The organism is Actinomyces sp. S4-C9 (genome assembly GCF_000758775.1).
GTDB lineage: Bacteria > Actinomycetota > Actinomycetes > Actinomycetales > Actinomycetaceae > Gleimia > Gleimia europaea.
This window is the reverse complement of sequence record NZ_JRMU01000010.1, coordinates 105,622-122,853: the sequence shown is the minus strand read 5'-3', so window position 1 is coordinate 122,853 and position 17,232 is coordinate 105,622. Positions and strand designations below refer to the sequence as shown.

The 17,232-nt window shown below is 55.5% G+C and carries 12 protein-coding genes; 5 read left to right on the top strand and 7 right to left on the bottom strand.

The window, feature by feature from the left end; genetic code table 11:
• Position 1 precedes the first annotated feature (1 nt).
• The 4 genes from HMPREF1628_RS05030 to HMPREF1628_RS05015 all read right to left on the bottom strand — a co-directional run bounded on the left by HMPREF1628_RS05030 (position 2) and on the right by HMPREF1628_RS05015 (position 6,278).
• Positions 2-1,183 (bottom strand): DNA polymerase III subunit delta', encoded by a 1,182-nt coding sequence (locus tag HMPREF1628_RS05030; protein WP_034508756.1) that lies wholly within the window; start codon positions 1,181-1,183, stop codon positions 2-4.
• Positions 1,180-1,842, bottom strand: a complete 663-nt coding sequence (gene tmk, locus HMPREF1628_RS05025) for a dTMP kinase (protein WP_034508753.1) — start codon at positions 1,840-1,842, stop codon at positions 1,180-1,182. Before tmk ends, HMPREF1628_RS05030 begins: the two co-directional genes overlap by 4 nt.
• A gap of 63 nt (positions 1,843-1,905) precedes the next feature.
• Entirely contained in the window at positions 1,906-4,638 is a 2,733-nt protein-coding gene (gene topA / locus HMPREF1628_RS05020) for a type I DNA topoisomerase (RefSeq protein ID WP_034508749.1), read from the bottom strand.
• 131 nt (positions 4,639-4,769) lie between these two features.
• Positions 4,770-6,278 carry a DUF7059 domain-containing protein gene (locus HMPREF1628_RS05015; protein ID WP_034508745.1) on the bottom strand — a complete coding sequence of 503 codons (1,509 nt, stop codon included), beginning with the start codon at positions 6,276-6,278 and terminating at the stop codon, positions 4,770-4,772.
• 244 nt (positions 6,279-6,522) lie between these two features.
• Here HMPREF1628_RS05015 and HMPREF1628_RS05010 point away from each other — a divergent pair, with 244 nt between their 5' ends.
• Positions 6,523-7,152, top strand: coding sequence for a superoxide dismutase (locus HMPREF1628_RS05010; protein WP_034509031.1), 630 nt, complete (start codon positions 6,523-6,525; stop codon positions 7,150-7,152).
• 80 nt (positions 7,153-7,232) lie between these two features.
• Here HMPREF1628_RS05010 and HMPREF1628_RS05005 read toward each other — a convergent pair whose 3' ends face one another.
• The gene (locus tag HMPREF1628_RS05005; protein WP_034508741.1) at positions 7,233-9,737 is read right to left on the bottom strand and encodes an ABC transporter permease; all 2,505 of its coding nucleotides are present in this window, start codon (positions 9,735-9,737) and stop codon (positions 7,233-7,235) included.
• Positions 9,734-10,492, bottom strand: coding sequence for an ABC transporter ATP-binding protein (locus HMPREF1628_RS05000; RefSeq protein WP_084703249.1), 759 nt, complete (start codon positions 10,490-10,492; stop codon positions 9,734-9,736). Before HMPREF1628_RS05000 ends, HMPREF1628_RS05005 begins: the two co-directional genes overlap by 4 nt.
• A 211-nt stretch (positions 10,493-10,703) precedes the next feature.
• Between HMPREF1628_RS05000 and HMPREF1628_RS04995 the strand changes: the two genes are divergently transcribed.
• The 4 genes from HMPREF1628_RS04995 to HMPREF1628_RS04980 all read left to right on the top strand — a co-directional run bounded on the left by HMPREF1628_RS04995 (position 10,704) and on the right by HMPREF1628_RS04980 (position 14,301).
• Positions 10,704-10,895: a PspC domain-containing protein gene (locus HMPREF1628_RS04995; protein WP_016444584.1), complete on the top strand. Its 192-nt coding sequence runs from the start codon at positions 10,704-10,706 to the stop codon at positions 10,893-10,895.
• Between the two features lie 158 nt (positions 10,896-11,053).
• Positions 11,054-11,749 (top strand): FadR/GntR family transcriptional regulator, encoded by a 696-nt coding sequence (locus HMPREF1628_RS04990; protein WP_034508737.1) that lies wholly within the window; start codon positions 11,054-11,056, stop codon positions 11,747-11,749.
• Between the two features lie 206 nt (positions 11,750-11,955).
• Positions 11,956-13,389, top strand: coding sequence for a four-carbon acid sugar kinase family protein (locus HMPREF1628_RS04985; RefSeq protein WP_034508734.1), 1,434 nt, complete (start codon positions 11,956-11,958; stop codon positions 13,387-13,389).
• A 27-nt stretch (positions 13,390-13,416) separates the two neighbouring features.
• Positions 13,417-14,301, top strand: a complete 885-nt coding sequence (locus tag HMPREF1628_RS04980) for an NAD(P)-dependent oxidoreductase (RefSeq protein ID WP_034508731.1) — start codon at positions 13,417-13,419, stop codon at positions 14,299-14,301.
• Positions 14,302-14,387: 86 nt separating this feature from the next.
• Here HMPREF1628_RS04980 and HMPREF1628_RS04975 read toward each other — a convergent pair whose 3' ends face one another.
• Positions 14,388-16,748, bottom strand: coding sequence for a glycogen/starch/alpha-glucan phosphorylase (locus HMPREF1628_RS04975; RefSeq protein WP_034508727.1), 2,361 nt, complete (start codon positions 16,746-16,748; stop codon positions 14,388-14,390).
• Positions 16,749-17,232: the final 484 nt, after the last annotated feature.

The following is a 17,232-nucleotide window of genomic DNA, read 5'->3' as shown; positions in this document are numbered from 1 at the left end:
TCTACCTTCCTGGCACTAGCGCAGCTAATAGGGCCTCCATAATCAGGAGCGGTTTCGTATTTGTTTGTAACAACTGCCGGCTACGTTCCACATGGCCAATGGATTCCAACGTTGCATGCACATCCAGTTTTCGTGCCCTATCGCGAAGCACGTCATCTAAGCCCACGCTAATTTGCCCTACTTCAGCGCCCAACTGGCCCGCCAGCAAATCTCTAAAGAACGCCAACAAATCAAGCAAAACCCTATCTAACGCATCGCGCTGCATACGCGTTGCCTGACGTTTTTGCTCTTCCTTCAAGTTCTTAAAGTGAAAACGCATATGGGCTGGAATCGACTCTCCCTCACCGATTCCCAATGCGCGGCGAAGTTCAGCCTCCTCAGTTTCAAACGCCACTTCTTGCCGCTTCGTTTCAATCTCCGTGGCGCGCGCCATCAGAGTTTCCGCGTTCAACACGGCCTCGCCGATCGACGTGGCACCCAGCGCTAAATCCATGAGCTCTTGGTATTCACGGATCTTCGTATCATCACTAGCCAAGCCTTTAGCTCGACCAATATGGGACTGCGCCAGGCGCGCGGCGGCAGCCGCCCGCTCTGGAGTTACCCCGTACTTATCCGTAAGAAGCTGAGCCACGTCACCTGCCGGCGGGATCCGAAGCGTCAAGTGCCTGCACCGCGAACGAATCGTGGTGATCATGTCTTCTGGGCTCGGTGTACAAAGCAACCAAACCGTACGCTCGGGAGGTTCTTCAATCGCCTTAAGCAACGTGTTTGCCCCGCGCTCCATCATGCGATCCGCATCCTCAATAAGGATTACGCGCCAGCGACCCCGCGAAGGCGCGGACTGCGATTGATACACGAGGTCACGGATTTGCTCGATCGGGATGATCACCGAGCTGGTCTCAACATCGGTCACATCACCATTTGAACGGGCCAACGTCGAGGTGCAACCTGGGCAAATTCCACACCCTACCTCTTCGCCCGTGCACTGCAATGCTGCCGCAAAGGCCCTGGCCACACTCGAACGCCCCGATCCCGGAGGGCCCGTGATTAGCCACGAGTGCGTCATTGCCCTAGCGTTCTCAGTATTTTCAGGATTCTCTACGATGTCGCGGGCACGCCTTGCCGCGGCCTGCAGCGTCTCAACGGCACGGGCCTGGCCTACAAGATCATCCCAAACACTCACGCGTTGCCAACTTTGTTTGCCCGCAAATGCTCTTCAACTAGCGGCTCCAAAGCCCGGCGAATCTGCTGTTGCACGCTCTCAATATCGCCAGAAGCATCAATCACACGATAGCGGTCCGCATAGGTTTTAGACAGCTCGTAATACTGCTTGCGAACGCGATGCTGGAACGAGTTTGGCTCCCTCTCCAACCGGTCCGGCTCGCCCGTACGACGCTCAAATGCAACCTCCGGATCCAGATCCAAGAAGATCGTCACATCCGGCAATAATCCCCTAACAGCCCACAAATTCAACTGCAAAATCTCATCCACGCCCAACGCACGCGCAGCACCCTGGTATGCCACAGAAGAATCCAAGTAGCGGTCTTGCAACACCACCTCGCCGCGATGCAACGCCGGGCGCACCTTCGTTTCCATGTGATAGGCGCGCTGCGCAGAATACAGCAGGGCCTCCGTGTGAGGATCCATGTCATCCGGACCATGAATGATGAGCTCGCGAAGCTTCTCCCCCAGCTCGGTGCCACCCGGCTCGCGCGTAAGCAACGGGGCAACCCCGCGCCCCTCAAGCCACTGCTTGGTTAGCGCGATCTGCGTGGATTTACCGCAAGAATCGCCGCCCTCGAACGTAATGAACAAGCCGGGGTAGGTATCAGTTGAACTCATATAAATATCCTCGCATGAGGGTAAGACAAATTTTTGGATCCGCCCACCCGGCCGCGCTTACTACTACTCAGCGGCCTTCTTCGCTGCGGTTTTCTTTGCAGCAGGCTTCTTCGCAGTTGTCTTTCTTGTGGCTTTCTTCTTCGTAGTCGTTTTACGCGCAGGCCGCTTTGCCGGCCCCTTCGCCCGCTTTTCCGCCAACAGCTCAAAAGCGCGCGCTTCGGAAAGCCCCTCAACACTTTCACTACTGGGCACGGAAATGTTGGTAGTACCGTCCGTAATGTACGGGCCCCAACGACCATCCTTAACCGTCACCTTCTTTTGCGAAACGGGGTCTAACCCAAACTCGCGCAAAGGCGGCTTCGCTGCCCTGCGGCCCCGCGTCTTCGGCTGTGCAAGCAGCGCCAACGCATCCTCGAGGCTGAGCGAGAAAATCTGCTCCTCGCTCTCCAAAGAACGCGAATCAGTGCCTCGCTTGATGTAGGGCCCGTACCGGCCATTCTGCGCGGTAATAGGCGTACCCTCTTCATCCTTGCCAATCTCGCGCGGCAAAGACAGAAGCTGCAAAGCCTCCTCCAGCGACACCGTTGCCAAATCCATCGACTTAAACAGGGAGGCCGTAGCCGGCTTAATCTTCTTCTTCGAGCCGGCCTGCTCCTCCTCGCTAATAACCTCGGAAACGTAGGGGCCAAAACGGCCATTCATTGCCACGATGTCGCGGCCATTCTCCGGATTCATACCCAGCACGCGGCCGTCATTTTCAGCTTCCTTGAATAGCTCCGCAACCTTATTAGGCGTCAGTTCATCAGGGGCGACATCGCTCGGAATATTCGCGCGAGCCTCGTCCTCGCGCTCCAAATACGGCCCGTAACGACCCACACGAACCGTTACGCCACCACCCAAATCAAGTGAGTTCACCGCGCGCGCATCAATATCCCCAAGCGACTCAACCTGGTGGCGGAGCCCCTTGCCGTCCGCCGAAACCTTCGGCGCGTCATCCCCCTCACCCAGGTAGAACGACTTCAGCCAGGCAACCGCATTTTGATCCCCAGCCGCAATATGGTCCAGATCCTGCTCCATCGAAGCCGTGAAATCATAATCCACAAGATTGCCAAAATGCTTCTCAAGCAGCCTCGTAACCGAGAACGCCAGCCAAGACGGGACCAACGCCTGCCCGCGCTTCGTCACATATCCACGATCCGTAATCACCGAAATCGTTGCCGCATACGTAGACGGGCGGCCGATCCCGCGCTCCTCCATCGCCCGGACCAGCGAGGCTTCCGTATAACGCGGCGGCGGCGTAGTTTCGTGCCCCTCAGCGGTGGCACTCACAACGTCAACCTGCGCACCCTCGCCCAACTTCGGCAAACGCTGATCACCGGACTGCTTATCTGCGTAGCGCTCCGCGTCCCGACCCTCCTCATAGGCCGCCAAGAAACCGCGATGCGTTATTACCGTGCCCGAAACCGAAGCGATCACATCATGCTCCCCGGACGCAAGCGGACCCACCTCGTTCATCGAAGGCGTGCGCATCCCGATCCGGAGCGTATCCGTAGTACCCGTAGCGTCCGTCATCTGCGACGCCAACGTGCGCTTCCAGATCAAATCGTAGAGGGCAAGCTGCGCCGAACTCAGCTTCGTTGCAAGCTCGGCCGGCGTGCGGAAATGATTACCCGCCGGACGGATAGCCTCATGCGCCTCCTGCGCACCCTTTGCCTTCTTCGCATAAACCCGCGCGGACGACGGCACCGAATCTGCCCCAAACATCTCGCGAGCCTGCGCCCGCGCCGCCGAAATGGCCTCCTTCGACAGCGCCGTAGAGTCCGTACGCATATACGTGATGTAACCGTTTTCGTACAGCGACTGGGCCGTTCGCATCGTGTCGCGCGAATTCCAACGGAGCTTACGACCGGCCTCTTGCTGCAACGTCGAAGTTGTAAACGGAGCAGCCGGGCGCCTCTTATACGGCTTTTGCTCCACCGACAAAACCTTCGCGCCGCCCGCGCCCAGGCCGGAAAGCACATCCGCGAGCGCCTTCGCGGCGCCCTCGTTCAAATGCAAAACCTCAAGCGGCTTCTTCAGTTGGCCGTCATCACCAAAATCACGGCCCTGCGCCACGCGTAGCCCATCCACCTGGCTAACCCGGGCGGTGAACTTGCTCTCAGCCTCAAACTCGGCCTCGATATCCCAATAATTAGCGGCAACGTGAGCCATGCGCTCGCGCTCACGATCAACCATCAGGCGCGTAGCCACCGACTGCACGCGGCCCGCCGATAGCCCGCGATTCACCTTGCGCCAAAGCACCGGGGAAACCTCGTAGCCAACCAGACGGTCAAGAATTCGGCGCGTCTCCTGTGCATCCACCAAACGCGTATCAATATCACGCGTATTTTCAAGCGCCGCAGTCACCGCGTCTTTCGTGATCTCGTTGAACACCATACGCTTAACCGGCACCTTCGGCTTCAAAACTTCCAAAAGATGCCACGCGATGGCCTCACCCTCGCGGTCCTCATCCGTTGCGAGGTAGAGTTCGTCGGCCTCTTTAAGCGCGCGGCGCAACTGCGTAACCGTTTTCTTCTTATCCGGGTTCACCATGTAATAGGGCGCAAAATCGTGTTCGACGTCCACGGCGAACTTACCGAGCGGTCCCTTCTTCTTATCCGCAGGAAGCTCCGAAGGTTGGGGCAAATCACGAATGTGCCCAACCGAGGCTAAGACAGTAAAGTCCGGGCCAAGATAGTTACCAATCGTCTTCGCCTTGGCTGGAGACTCCACAATAACGAGTTTGTTACCCGCCACTTTTTCCTCTTCCTTCCGCTACTAGCGGATACGGATCATTCCCTAAAGTCGAACCCGAAACGTCGGTTGTTAAACAACTTTTGCACAAGTCCTATCACAGACGCCAACCAGAGAAACACGCAAACCGCGTCTTAGGCTGTCACCCGTTTCAACATACCAGCCCGCACAAGCAACCCAAGCTGGCTATACACATGCTTAGAGATTACATCTCTATCCTCATCCGTCAGCACGTGCAGGGCCGAAATGATCTGGCCAATCGCCAGCTCCCCATCACACGCCCCCAACGCGGCCGCCATCCACGAGTTCAACTGGATTCGCCTGCCAAACCCGCCTCCCTGCGTCGCGACAATCACTTGCGGGTCCGTGGCTCCCGGCTCGTAATGGCGTTCCTCGCGCACATCACTTTCGCGCACAAACACAGCATCTTCAGAAGTTTCCGGCGTTATCTCGAACCGGAAGATTTCCCTCATTGCGCTACCAATGTAGTCACCCGAGGCGCTCTGCGAAGTCACCACCTGTTCACAGACAATTGAGGGGGTTTGTGAGCCGCGTTCCAGCGCTACCATGCCCAGCCCCACGGCCTGCACACCGCGACGCTCAAAATCTGCAATCCACAGGGCGAAGGCCTCCTCGTACTCAGCGGGGCTCATCGCCAGACGCGCACCATTATCACGCATCCACATTTCCACATACTGAGCCGGATCCAACTGTTCGCGCTGTACCACCCAACCATTCAACCCCGCCGCTTCAAGCCACGCGCGCGGATGGTAATCCCACTGCTCCGAGATCTCCCAGTTTCCTAGCAGCAGTGCGCGTCCGTCCGACTTCAAGTGATCCGCCGCGCCCATGACCACCTCTTTCATCAAATCATCACCCGTGCGACCACCATCGCGATATTCCACGAGGCCGGCGCCGCGAAGTGAATCCGGGGTGATTACAAACGGAGGGTTAGACATGATCAGATCGAACTGCTCGCCCTCCACCGGGTCATACAGGGAACCTTCACGAGTCTCAATGTCCAGCTCGTTCAACGCGAAATTGAAGCGCGCAAAATCAAGCGCCCGGCCCGACAAATCCGTTGCCACCACGCGGTTTGCATGCGTTGTCGCGTACATTGCCAACACGCCGCAACCCGTTCCCAAATCCAGCACGCTGTCCACCCGATCACGCGGCGTCAGCTGCAATAGTGTACGCGTGGCGCCGCCGATTCCCAACACATGATCGCGACGCGGGGCCATACCGGTCAGCCCCTCGCCCAGGTCCGAAGCTATCCACCAGTTGAACTCGGCCTGACTCGTCACCGCCTCATGCGGCTGCAACTGAACAAGGCCGCGCACCTTCCCCTCGCGTTCTTCCACAAGGCCCAAACGCACCAGACCGTCCACGCCCACCGTCGGTAGAGCCCGAGCCGCCTCGGGGGCGGAAACCTCATCCCAAAGCACAAATAACCGCGTCAATACGCTCAGATCGCCCTGTCCGCCGCGAGCCGTCAGCAACGCCGGCACCCGCTCATTTCGCAGCAGAGCGTTAGCTGCAACCTCGCAAAATAAGGCATTCACATCGTCCACGAAAAAGCGGGCGGCAACTAGATCTTTTCGTAAACGGCGGATCAAATCTGGTTCAAGTAATAGAACGGGCATATTTATTTACTCAACCTTAATGTCATGTAATGAGCCTCAATCATTCTTCCATAAAGGCGCAATATATCAACGAAACGAACGCAAATTTGCAAATCAACCCACCTTCGCTTGTAGGATTCCGCGCCGGAGATATAGGTCTCACCGGCATGCGAGGCACTACAGCCTTCGGTAGAGTCGAAGTGTCGCAACGGGAAATCCGATGCAGTTATTGAAGTTGACACCGACCTTAACCAAGGAGTTGAACATGGCTGTCTACACCCTGCCAGAACTTGATTACGATTACGCGGCTCTTGAGCCGCACATCTCGGCGCAGATCATGGAGCTACACCACTCCAAGCACCACGCAAACTACGTAGGTGGCGCAAACACCGCCCTCGAAAAGCTTGAAGAGGCACGCGAAAACGGCGACTTTGCCGCAATCAACCTGTGGGAAAAGAACCTGGCCTTTAACCTCGGCGGCCACGCAAACCACTCGGTTTTTTGGAAGAATATGACGCCAAACGGTCAGGGCCGCCCCGAGGGTGAACTTGCAGCCGCTATCGACGAGTACTTCGGCTCCTTTGAGAAGTTCCAGGCACAGTTCGCCGCCGCAGCACTTGGCCTGCAGGGCTCGGGCTGGGGAATCCTCGCATTTGACACGATTTCGGGCCGCCTGGTCACCTACCAGCTGACCGATCAGCAGGGCAACATCCCGGTAGGCGTTGTACCCCTCCTCATGCTCGACATGTGGGAGCACGCCTTCTACCTGGATTACAAGAACGTGAAGGCCGACTACGTGAAGGCCTGGTGGAACGTCGTTAACTGGGAGGACGTTGCGAAGCGCTTCGACAACGCCCGTGCCAAGTTCGGTGACCTCCTGGTAGTTAACGCCTAAGCTAACTGCCTGGTAATACTCATTTCAGCCCCGCTCCGTGATTTGGAGCGGGGCTGAAACTCTACCTAAGCAGTGATCTTTTAGCCGACATCAGCGAGGGCTTCTACCGGGGATGCCTTCGCGGCCAGGCGAGCCGGCACAATCGATGCCATCAGGGCCGCCAGGAACGAGATCAAAGCAGCAACTGCAACCTGATCCCACGGGATAACCAGGTGACGCGTAGCCTCGCCAATGGGAAGTGCATGCAGTCCAAGCGCTCCGTATCCGATTCCCATGGCCACGCCCACGAGGGTGGCTACGCCTGCAATCAGTACGGTCTCCCAAGTGATCATGCGACGCAGATCGCCCTTGGTCATACCAAGTGCTCGCACCATCGCATTCTCACGTCGGCGCTCAACCACAGACAGGGCGAGCGTATTGGTAACGCCCACAAGAGCCACCAATACCGATACGGCCAGCATGACAACGGTTGCGATCAACATTGATTTGATTGCCAAAACCATTGCCGCACGCTCTAGGGCGCTTCCTCCCATTTGCGGAGCCTGGACTTTGTCCATGAGGTTGTTCCTCGTCTCCAGCACCTGCGAGATGGAAAGCCCATCTTTTATCCTCACAAATGCCACCGACGAGTCCACTGCCTCATCACCGTACATTGCGCGCACCGCCTCGAAATCTTTCGAAGATAGCGTGTAGTTCGGTGTACGTGCAGCCTGTACTGCAAACGTCATCGACTTGTCGCCAACGCTGAACTGTTTTGTTCCCTCATCCGGGTCGTACAGCCACCCGTCCACTCCAACGGTTCCTTCAGGCGGCGTGGCAACATCAGTGTGGGCAACCTTTGAGAGGTCTGCGGCCTCGTTGATCTGCATATAACCGTTGTCCATAGGATCAGCCTCGTCACCGGCTGGAACTCGTAGAGCCTTGGTAACTGCAACCTGGGTAACGTTCTCAGTCTTGTTAATGGCCGTGATTTCCGCGTCCGTCAAAGGGCGATTATCTTCAGTACTGACAATCAGATCAATCGGACGCTTCTCGTCAATCTCCGTCAAAACGGAGGTTTCCACCGATTTTGCGCCAACAATCATCATGGTCACCAGTGTGATTCCAAGAACGAGGGCAGTTCCGGTAGCTCCGGTACGAGCGGGATTGCGCCACGTGTTTTCACCGGCCATTTGGAAGGTGACACTGTTCTTGCCAATGAGCTTCCCAATGCCTCGCGTAATGTATGGAACCAGCCAGGTTAGAAGCATGAGCGCACCGATAAAGCTGACCACGCCACCGAGGAATGCGAGGCCAAACTGAGCCGCTTCTTTTCCGAAGCCGGGGCTCACGGTGGCAATGGTGATGCACGCGAGACCCATACCCGCGATTACGATGCCGAAGATCAAGCGGGTGAGCCGCTTGCTCTTCTGCACGGCAGCACTATCAACCGGCTCTAGAGCAACCATTGGCGAAAGGTTTCCTGCTTGGAATGCCGGGCGAATACCTGCAATAAGGGTTATGAGTACGCCAATCACGAGGGCTGAAGCATAACCCCAGAGCGGGATAGCCAAGAACGCGTCAACCCACTCGGGAACAATTTTTGTGAACTTGTTTAGAAGCGTTGAGCTAACCGCACCAAGCAACAAGCCCGCAATCGAGGCCAGCAGACCAACGATCAGGTTTTCTTTGATCATAAGGCCGCGAATCTGCCGCGCATCCGCGCCAATAGCTCGCAAAAGCGCAAGTTCTCGTTTACGCTGTGCCAGCATCACCTGGAAGGTAGTTGAGATAACGATGACGGCGGTAACGGCTGCAATGCCAGGGAAAACGAGGATTACCGCAAGCACGGCGGGCATCTCTTTTGAGAGAGACTCCATCTGTTTTTCAACGTATTTTTCTGCCGATAAAACAATTTTGTCGGTATTTAGATTCGGGATGAGCTCGTGGACTTGCTCGCGGACATACTCAGCTGCGTCCTCTCCCTTTTTGCCATCGACGTTGAAGACAACCTCAGACACATAGCGGTCATCGTAGAGCTTCGGGATTTGGCCGGCGGCGTACAAAATGCTTGGGGCGAAGTTGATCCCGTTCTCCACTTCAGTGAAGCCGGAAATCTTGAACTCGCGGTCTATCCCAGTCATTTTGACCTTGCTGCCCACCTTCACAGACAGGTTGGCTTTAACGAACTCGGGAAGTGCCACCTCATCTGACGCGGCTGGTAGCTTACCTTCGGCTAGTTTCGGGTTTCCAAACGGTTCGGGTCGCACCTGCGCGATTCTGAGAAAACCGCTATCGGCCCCGCCGGGAACGGTCACTTCTTCAATGCCGACATATATTGGTTCGCCGTGAACTTTTGGATCGTTTTTGAGGTGTTCCCAGATTTTGTCCGTCGGATTTTGCGCGGAGTCATCAAGGTTCTCGTCGCTTATGATTCCGTCAGCGCCTGATACATTCGATGCGACTGAAGCTTTGGCAGAATATTGGAGCGCACCAGCTAGTCCGAACGCGGTGAGTATGAACGCTACCGCGAGCGCCACGGCTATTACTGTCGCCCGGTAACGCGAACCGTGCGACTTCATGTTTGCGGATAGTAAGCCTTTCACCGGGTCACGTCTCCAATCTTTTCGGGCGTGGGCTGCGCAATGTCAGCAACGATGCGCCCGTCTCGTACAACCAGTGTGCGGTCCGCGATTGAGGCGGCATGCACGTCGTGGGTGACCATGATTACGGTTTGTCCGAGGTGGTCTACGGCGCTTCGAAGCATGTTGAGAACTTCGGCGGAGGCGGCGGAGTCGAGGTTTCCGGTTGGCTCGTCGGCGACGAGGACGGCTGGGCGAGACAGGAGTGCGCGGGCAACAGCGAGGCGTTGTTGCTGGCCGCCGGAGAGCTCGTGCGGTTTGTGCGTGAGGCGGTCTTCGAGCTGTAAGTTGCGCACGATTTGGTTCATCCACTGTTTGTCAACGCGTTTGCCGGCAAGCCGCATGGGAAGGGTGAGGTTTGCTTCCGCATCGATTGTGGGAACGAGGTTGAAGGCTTGGAAGACGAAGCCGATGTTGTCGCGCCTGAAGTGGGTTAGTACGCGGTCGTTCATGCTGGTGATCTCGCGCCCGGCGATTGTGACGGTGCCTCGCGTTACTGAATCAAGGCCAGCCAACGAGTGCAGGAGCGTCGATTTTCCGGACCCGGATGGGCCCATGATTGAGGTGAACTCGCCCTCGAAAATGTCGAGGTCGACGTTGTCGAGGGCTACCACGCGAGTGTCGTCTCGACCATAGATTTTTGTAACGGAACGTAACTGTACGATCGGTGTGCGTTGGCTACTTGCGCGCCTTGCAACCGGCATTTTGTGAGCGGACATTATTTCCTCTTTCGATAGGTTTAAATCGTTGTTTCCAAACTATCGACAGCCATGTTTTCGCGTTATCCGGTAACACCCTGGTTTATCCCTGAGTTACGAAGCCGGTTAATTTTGCGGGTTATTGGTTAAAAATCAGGGTTATCCCCGATAGTTTTACAATCCGCCTAATTCCATAATGGAAGTACGAAAAACCTAGTGGTTGGAGGAAATCATGGCACCACGTCTTTACCGTTCGCGCACGGACCGCTACATCGGTGGCGTGTGCGGTGGCCTTGCTAGGACTTACAACTGGGATCCCACCCTTGTACGAATTGTTGCGCTACTGCTGATTCTGGGCATGGGTTCGGGCCTGCTTGTATACCTGATTTTGTGGGCGATCGTCCCGCTTGAACCGATGTACTGATCTCTATTTGTTTCGCTTGCAAGGGGGTGGGGCTCTTCCGGAGTCCCACACCCTTGTTTTACGATCGGCTGATGCGCGTTCTGGCGTAAGACTAGATATCTCGGTTCATTTCGTTGTTTAATTGGGCAATAACCCATTCTTCACTGAGGTAAAAATTCATGCCTAGCGACCGCGTCCAACGAGCGACAACGATGATTCTTGACGCAATCGTTTCAAAGAAGTTCAAAGTTGGTGAAGCCCTCCCTCCTGAGATTGAGCTTGCGGAGTGGTTGCAAGTTGCGCGTCCAACGATGCGGGAGGCTGTGCGAACACTTACTGAGCGTGGTGTAGTAAACGTGGTGCACGGCCGAGGAACGTTTGTAGTTGACCCGGCCGAGTGGACGGACCTCAGTTCGATTATTTGGTGGATATCGCAAACGTCGTCTCCAAAAGAGCTGGGAATGTACCTTTCGGAAGTTCGTCGAATGCTAGAGGTTGGCGCATGCGGTTTAGCTGCAGAACGTCGCGTTGATGCCGATATCGAACATTTGAGACAAAAACTAGATGAATATGATGCCGCAAGCGAGCAGGGCGATATCGAGGCAGCTACTCGCGCCGACCTCGAGTTCCATCAAGCCATCTTAAGCGCCTCTAAAAACCCTTTCCTAGCTTCGATCATGACCCCACTTTCTACCGCGCTCCATGATTCTAGGCTTCTCACAACCTCTGTTCCCCAGATTCGCAAGCGGGCTAGGCATCACCATTTTGAGATTTTGGAGGCCATTGAACAATCCGATGCGCAAAGGGCGAAGGATGCGATGCGATCTCACATGACTCAGACGAGTTCTGACATTGAGACACACCTGTCGGATTAACCAGTTAGAGGCCCCAAAAGCGCTTGTTTGCACCCGACTGCTGCTTTCACGCCTGTTGCGGTCGGATAGCGATTTACCCCTTCGCCCTGCACCGTTGAAGCTCCATTCATTGAAACCTTGACACCTCAACCGGGTAAACCTATTCTTAAATTGTCTTAGACCTCTGACGTCTAAGGTCTCTAGGGTTTCAACAAAGGAGTTGTTGCATGAAGACGCTAGCTGAACTAACTGCGGCACATCCGCCGGCCGTGAACGTCGACGCGCAACGAGTGCGTGATGAAAACGCTCGGACCTCGCCGCCCATCCTTGTGGTGCTCGACGACGACCCCACCGGTACGCAGTCCGTATCCGACTTGCCTGTACTAACGTCCTGGGAGCCCGAAGACCTCGAATGGGGATTCAGCACGGGAAAACCAGCTATCTACGTGATGACAAACTCCCGTTCCCTCTCCCCCGAAGATGCGAAGCAGATAAATCGCGAGGTAGCCGAGTCCGCTTACAAGGCGATCAAAAAACACGATGGTCTGGAAATCAGTTTTGTATCCAGATCTGATTCAACGCTACGCGGTCATTTCCCGCTTGAGCCGAACACTCTAGCCGACGCGATGAAAGAGCAGACGGGGCGCGACGTTGATGGCATCGTGGTTCTTCCCGCGTTTGCAGATGCTGGCAGGATCACGGTAGACGGGATCCACTATGCGGGGTCTGAGGCTGATGGTTTCACGCCTGTGGGTGAAACCGAGTTCGCCAAAGACGCAACGTTCGGTTTCAGTTCCTCGGCGTTGGCCGCGTGGATTGAAGAAAAAACAGGCGGTGCTACAAAGGCCAGCGACGTCATTGCAATCGACTTAACGACACTTCGAACCGATCTTGACGCTGTCGTCGAAAAATTGCGTGCCGCTAAAAACAGGCAGCCGATCATTTGCGATTCTGTCACTGAAGATGACCTGCGGCTTCTTTCACTTGCGTTGAATCGTGCGGAGGCGTCTGGTTCAAGCTTCATATACCGAGTTGGCCCCCCGTTTGTTAGGGCCCGCATCGGACAAGATCCTAAATCCCCGCTTACAACAAAAGAGGTGGAATCTTCCCGACAGGGACGAAGCACTGTGCCAGGCGGGCTGATCGTTATCGGAAGCCACGTAGATCTAACCACTCGTCAGTTGAACTATTTGCGCGACAACGTTGAACTGGAAGAGTATGAGATCGATGTTCAAAAAATTCTTGATGACAACGCTAGAGACTCGCATATCGCCGACGTTGTAAGCAGTGCGATTTCGGGTCTTGATAATGGCCACGTAGTTGTTCGCACGTCACGCAAACTGGTGCGAGGTAACGATGGTGCTTCATCACTTGAAATCTCCCGGCGGGTGTCAGCAGCAGTTGTCAACGTCGTGCGAGGAATCGTTGGACGCACCACTCCTCGATTCGTGATTGCTAAAGGTGGAATCACTTCATCTGACGTGGCTTCGAAGGGATTGGGCATTAGGCGCGCAACCGTTATTGGCCCCATGCTTCCGGGAATTGTTTCACTTTGGAGCGGACAGAACGAGCCTGCTCGCGGCATTCCTTACATTGTTTTCGCAGGCAATGTGGGAAATGAAACTTCACTGGCCGCCGTCGTAGAAAAACTTTCAAACTAATCTTCTAAGGATCAAAGGAGATCAAAAATGTCTAAGAAAATCGCTGTTTTGGGACTTGGAGCTATGGGCCTGCCCATCGCCACTAACCTGAACAAAAAGTTTACGGTTACCGGTTTCGACCCCGTTGCAGAGCGAACCGCACTTGCCGCAGATGCCGGTATCGCTACGTTTTCGTCGGCGCGCGAGGCGGCCAATGGCGCAGATTTTGTTGTACTGGCTGTACGTAACCAGGCGCAGCTTGACAACGCTCTTTACGGCGAGGACGGCGTGGTAGCGGTGCTCAACGAGGGCGCTGCCATCATCTTGACTTCAACTGTCGGTGTCGACGTCGCCTCCAATGCCCAGGAACCTCTTTCACAAAAGGGTATCGGTTTGGTCGATGCCCCCGTGTCAGGCGGCCCCGTGCGCGCAGGTGAGGGAGACCTTCTGGTAGTTGTCGGTGCGGTGCCCGAGGTATACGAGAGGGCACTACCTGTACTTGAGGAAATGGCCGGAACTCTCGTTAAAGTTGGCGACACGGCCGGCAAGGGACAGGCCATGAAGACTGTAAACCAGCTACTCTGCGGCGTTCATATTGCAGCGGCTGGCGAGGCACTCGCACTAGCGCGAAAGCTTGAGCTTGACGTCCCCCAGGCACTCCATGCTCTCATGTCAGGCGCGGCAGCATCGTTTATGCTCGGGGACCGCGGCGAGCGGATGCTGCGGGCGTATGAAGAAGAGGACGTCGAAGTTAAATCACGCCTCGATATTTTCGTGAAGGACATGGGAATCGTCACGGACGCCGCTAAATCAGTAGGTTTGGCCGTTCCGGTAGCGGCAGCCGCACAACAGGAATACCTCATCGGGGTTGCTCAGGGTATGGCCGCGAAAGATGATTCATCTGTAATCCGCGTGGTGGCACCGCAGGCTTAACACGTTAGCCCGAATGCTTCTTCGTTGAAATCTAAATAGTTTAGGCTCTCAACCGTTGGGTTGAGAGCCTAAACTATTTTCGCGTGTTAGATCTTGGTTGGTTCGATCTTCCACACTTCGTTCGCGTAGTCACGGATGGTGCGGTCAGAAGAGAAGCGACCGGACTCGGTGATGTTCTTCCAAGTCATTGCCGCCCACTTCTTGCGGTCCGCGTAGTCGTTAGCCATCTGGTCGCGCACCTTGCGGTAGTCCTCAAAGTCGCCGAGCAGGTAGTACATGTCGGCCGGCTCATAGCCGTTCGTGTTGAGAAGGGACCAGCGCAGATCGTGGAACATTCCCGTACCACCGTCGTCCAAAGTGCCGTCGGTGAACGCGTCAAGCACGCGGCGCAAGCCCGGAACGCTCTCGTACTGGTGGCGCGGGTCGTAAGTGCGTCGAAGCTCGGGGAGCTCCTCTTCACGCGCACCAAAAATGTAAGCGTTGTCGTAGCCAACCGAATCCACGATCTCCACATTTGCACCGTCGAGCGTGCCGAGGGTCAGGGCGCCATTCATCATGAACTTCATGTTCGAGGTGCCAGACGCCTCCTTACCTGCGGTAGAAATCTGCTCTGAAACGTCCGCCGCCGGAATGATCTTCTCAGCTGGCGAAACATTGTAGTTCTCCACGAATACGACCTTCAGAACCTTAGAAACATCAGGATCGTTGTTGACTAGGCGGCCAACTTCGTTGATCAACTTGATAATCGCCTTGGCACGCACATAGCCGGGAGCTGCCTTAGCACCAAAAATAAATACGCGCGGCGGAATATCTGCCTTCGGGTCATCCTTTAGACGGAAGTACAGGTCAAGCACGTACATGATGTTGAGCAACTGACGCTTGTACTCGTGGAGGCGCTTGATCTGAACGTCAAAAATAGCGTCCGGATCAATGTCAATACCCTGACGGTTCTTGATCCACTTCGCGAAATCAACCTTATTTGCGTGCTTGATTTCGTTCAGACGATCATAGATTTCGTCGTTACCGGCGTCTACATACTTCTTCAACACATCGAGGTCACGCACCCACTCATCTCCGCCAGTCACTTCGTTGAGGAGGGCGGCGAGGCGCGGGTTGCACTGGTTAAGCCAGCGACGCGGCGTTACACCATTGGTCTTGTTGTTGAACTTCTCCGGCCAAATGTCGTGCCATTCGCCAAGCGTTTCACGCTTGATGATCTCTGTGTGGAGGGCCGCAACACCGTTAATGGAGTAGGACGCGTAGCACGCAATCCACGCCATGTGGACAACACCGTTGGATACGGGAGCCATGTAGTTGATTCGACCGTCATCGAGGCCGAGCTCCTTCATCTCCATACGGAAGCGACGATCGATCTCCCAAACGATCTCCATGATGCGCGGGAATAGGCGATCAAAAATCGAGATCTCCCAAGTCTCCAACGCTTCAGCAAGGACCGTGTGGTTGGTGTAGGCGAATGTCTTAGAAACAATCTTCCAAGCTTCAACCCAGCCGAGGCCATGCTCGTCCATCAGCAGACGCATGAGCTCTGGAATGGCGAGCACCGGGTGCGTATCGTTCAGCTGCACCGAGTTGTACTGTGCAAAGTTCTCAAACGTGCCATGCACTTCCAGGTGGTTCTCAACGATTTCCTGCAACGAAGCAGAGACAAAGAAGTACTGCTGGCGTACGCGCAGCACCTTGCCTTCATACGTGGTGTCGTTCGGGTAGAGCACGCGAGAAATGTCGTGTGTGCGCTCGCGGTCCACGATAGCGTCGGTGAAGCGCTGCGAGTTGAACGCGTCGTAGTCGAACTCTTCCATCGGCTCGGCCTTCCACAGGCGGAGCGTGCCAACATTCTTCGTGCCATAGCCGGTGATCGGCATATCGTATGGAACAGCCCTTACCTTGAGGTCGGCGTAGTCAACGATACGCATCTCTTCCTCATGGCGAATGACCAGTGGGTATCCCTCTTCCATCCAGGAGTCGGGATGCTCGGTCTGGAAACCATTACGGAACTCTTGCTTGAAAAGCCCGTAGCGATACAGGATGCCGTAACCTACTGCGGGGAGGTCCTGGGTTGCGCAAGAATCCAGGAAGCATGCTGCTAGACGTCCAAGGCCACCATTTCCGAGGGCAGCGTCGGGTTCCTCTTCGAGGATCTGTGACAGATCTTGACCAAATGCTTTTGCAGCCTCTTCGGCCTGATCTACCAGGCCAAGGTTGAGGAGGTTGTTGAGGAGGGCTCGGCCCATGAGGAACTCAGCGGAGAAGTAGTGCTGACGCCTTCCCTTGCGGTAGAGCTCTTTGGTTGCGTACCAGTTGTCAGCAATCTGGTCTACCACTGATGCGGATAGTCCTTGCCAGAACTCCATCGGAGTTGAAACTGCCGGGGGCCGTCCAGAGACGGCGCGAACCGCTCCAGCGGATGCCGTCGTAAAGTCGGTCATTAGTTATCCTTCCAAAGTGAACAGACTCGCCAAACCGTTTCAGCCAAGCGAGCTTGAACATCGTCGCTAGTTTACCGAGATGGCGTCCATTGCTCGAATCCTCCAATGCAATAAAGCCCCGTTTTGTGCTCAAAGACACCCGTAAAAAGCGCTCAGTCGTTGTACGGGCCTAGAATGTCACCGCTGTTATTGAATATGTAGATAAATAACCGAACGATGGTGATGACAATCCAGGCCGGTGCAAGCATCAGTGAATAGGCGATCAAGGGGGCCACTTCTCTTCTGCGTTGCGCTTGTCCCACCTCTTCTATTTCACAGCCACACCAGATCGGAGGGGCGGGCGGGGCGCCATAACAAAAATCTCGCGGCATATGCAGAACATATGTCGCGAGATTTCACTCAGCGGTAGCGGTGGGATTTGAAAGACACGCTACGCGATTTTGAGCGCCTTGAGATTCCGGGCAAAAGCGACCTTTTCCCTGAT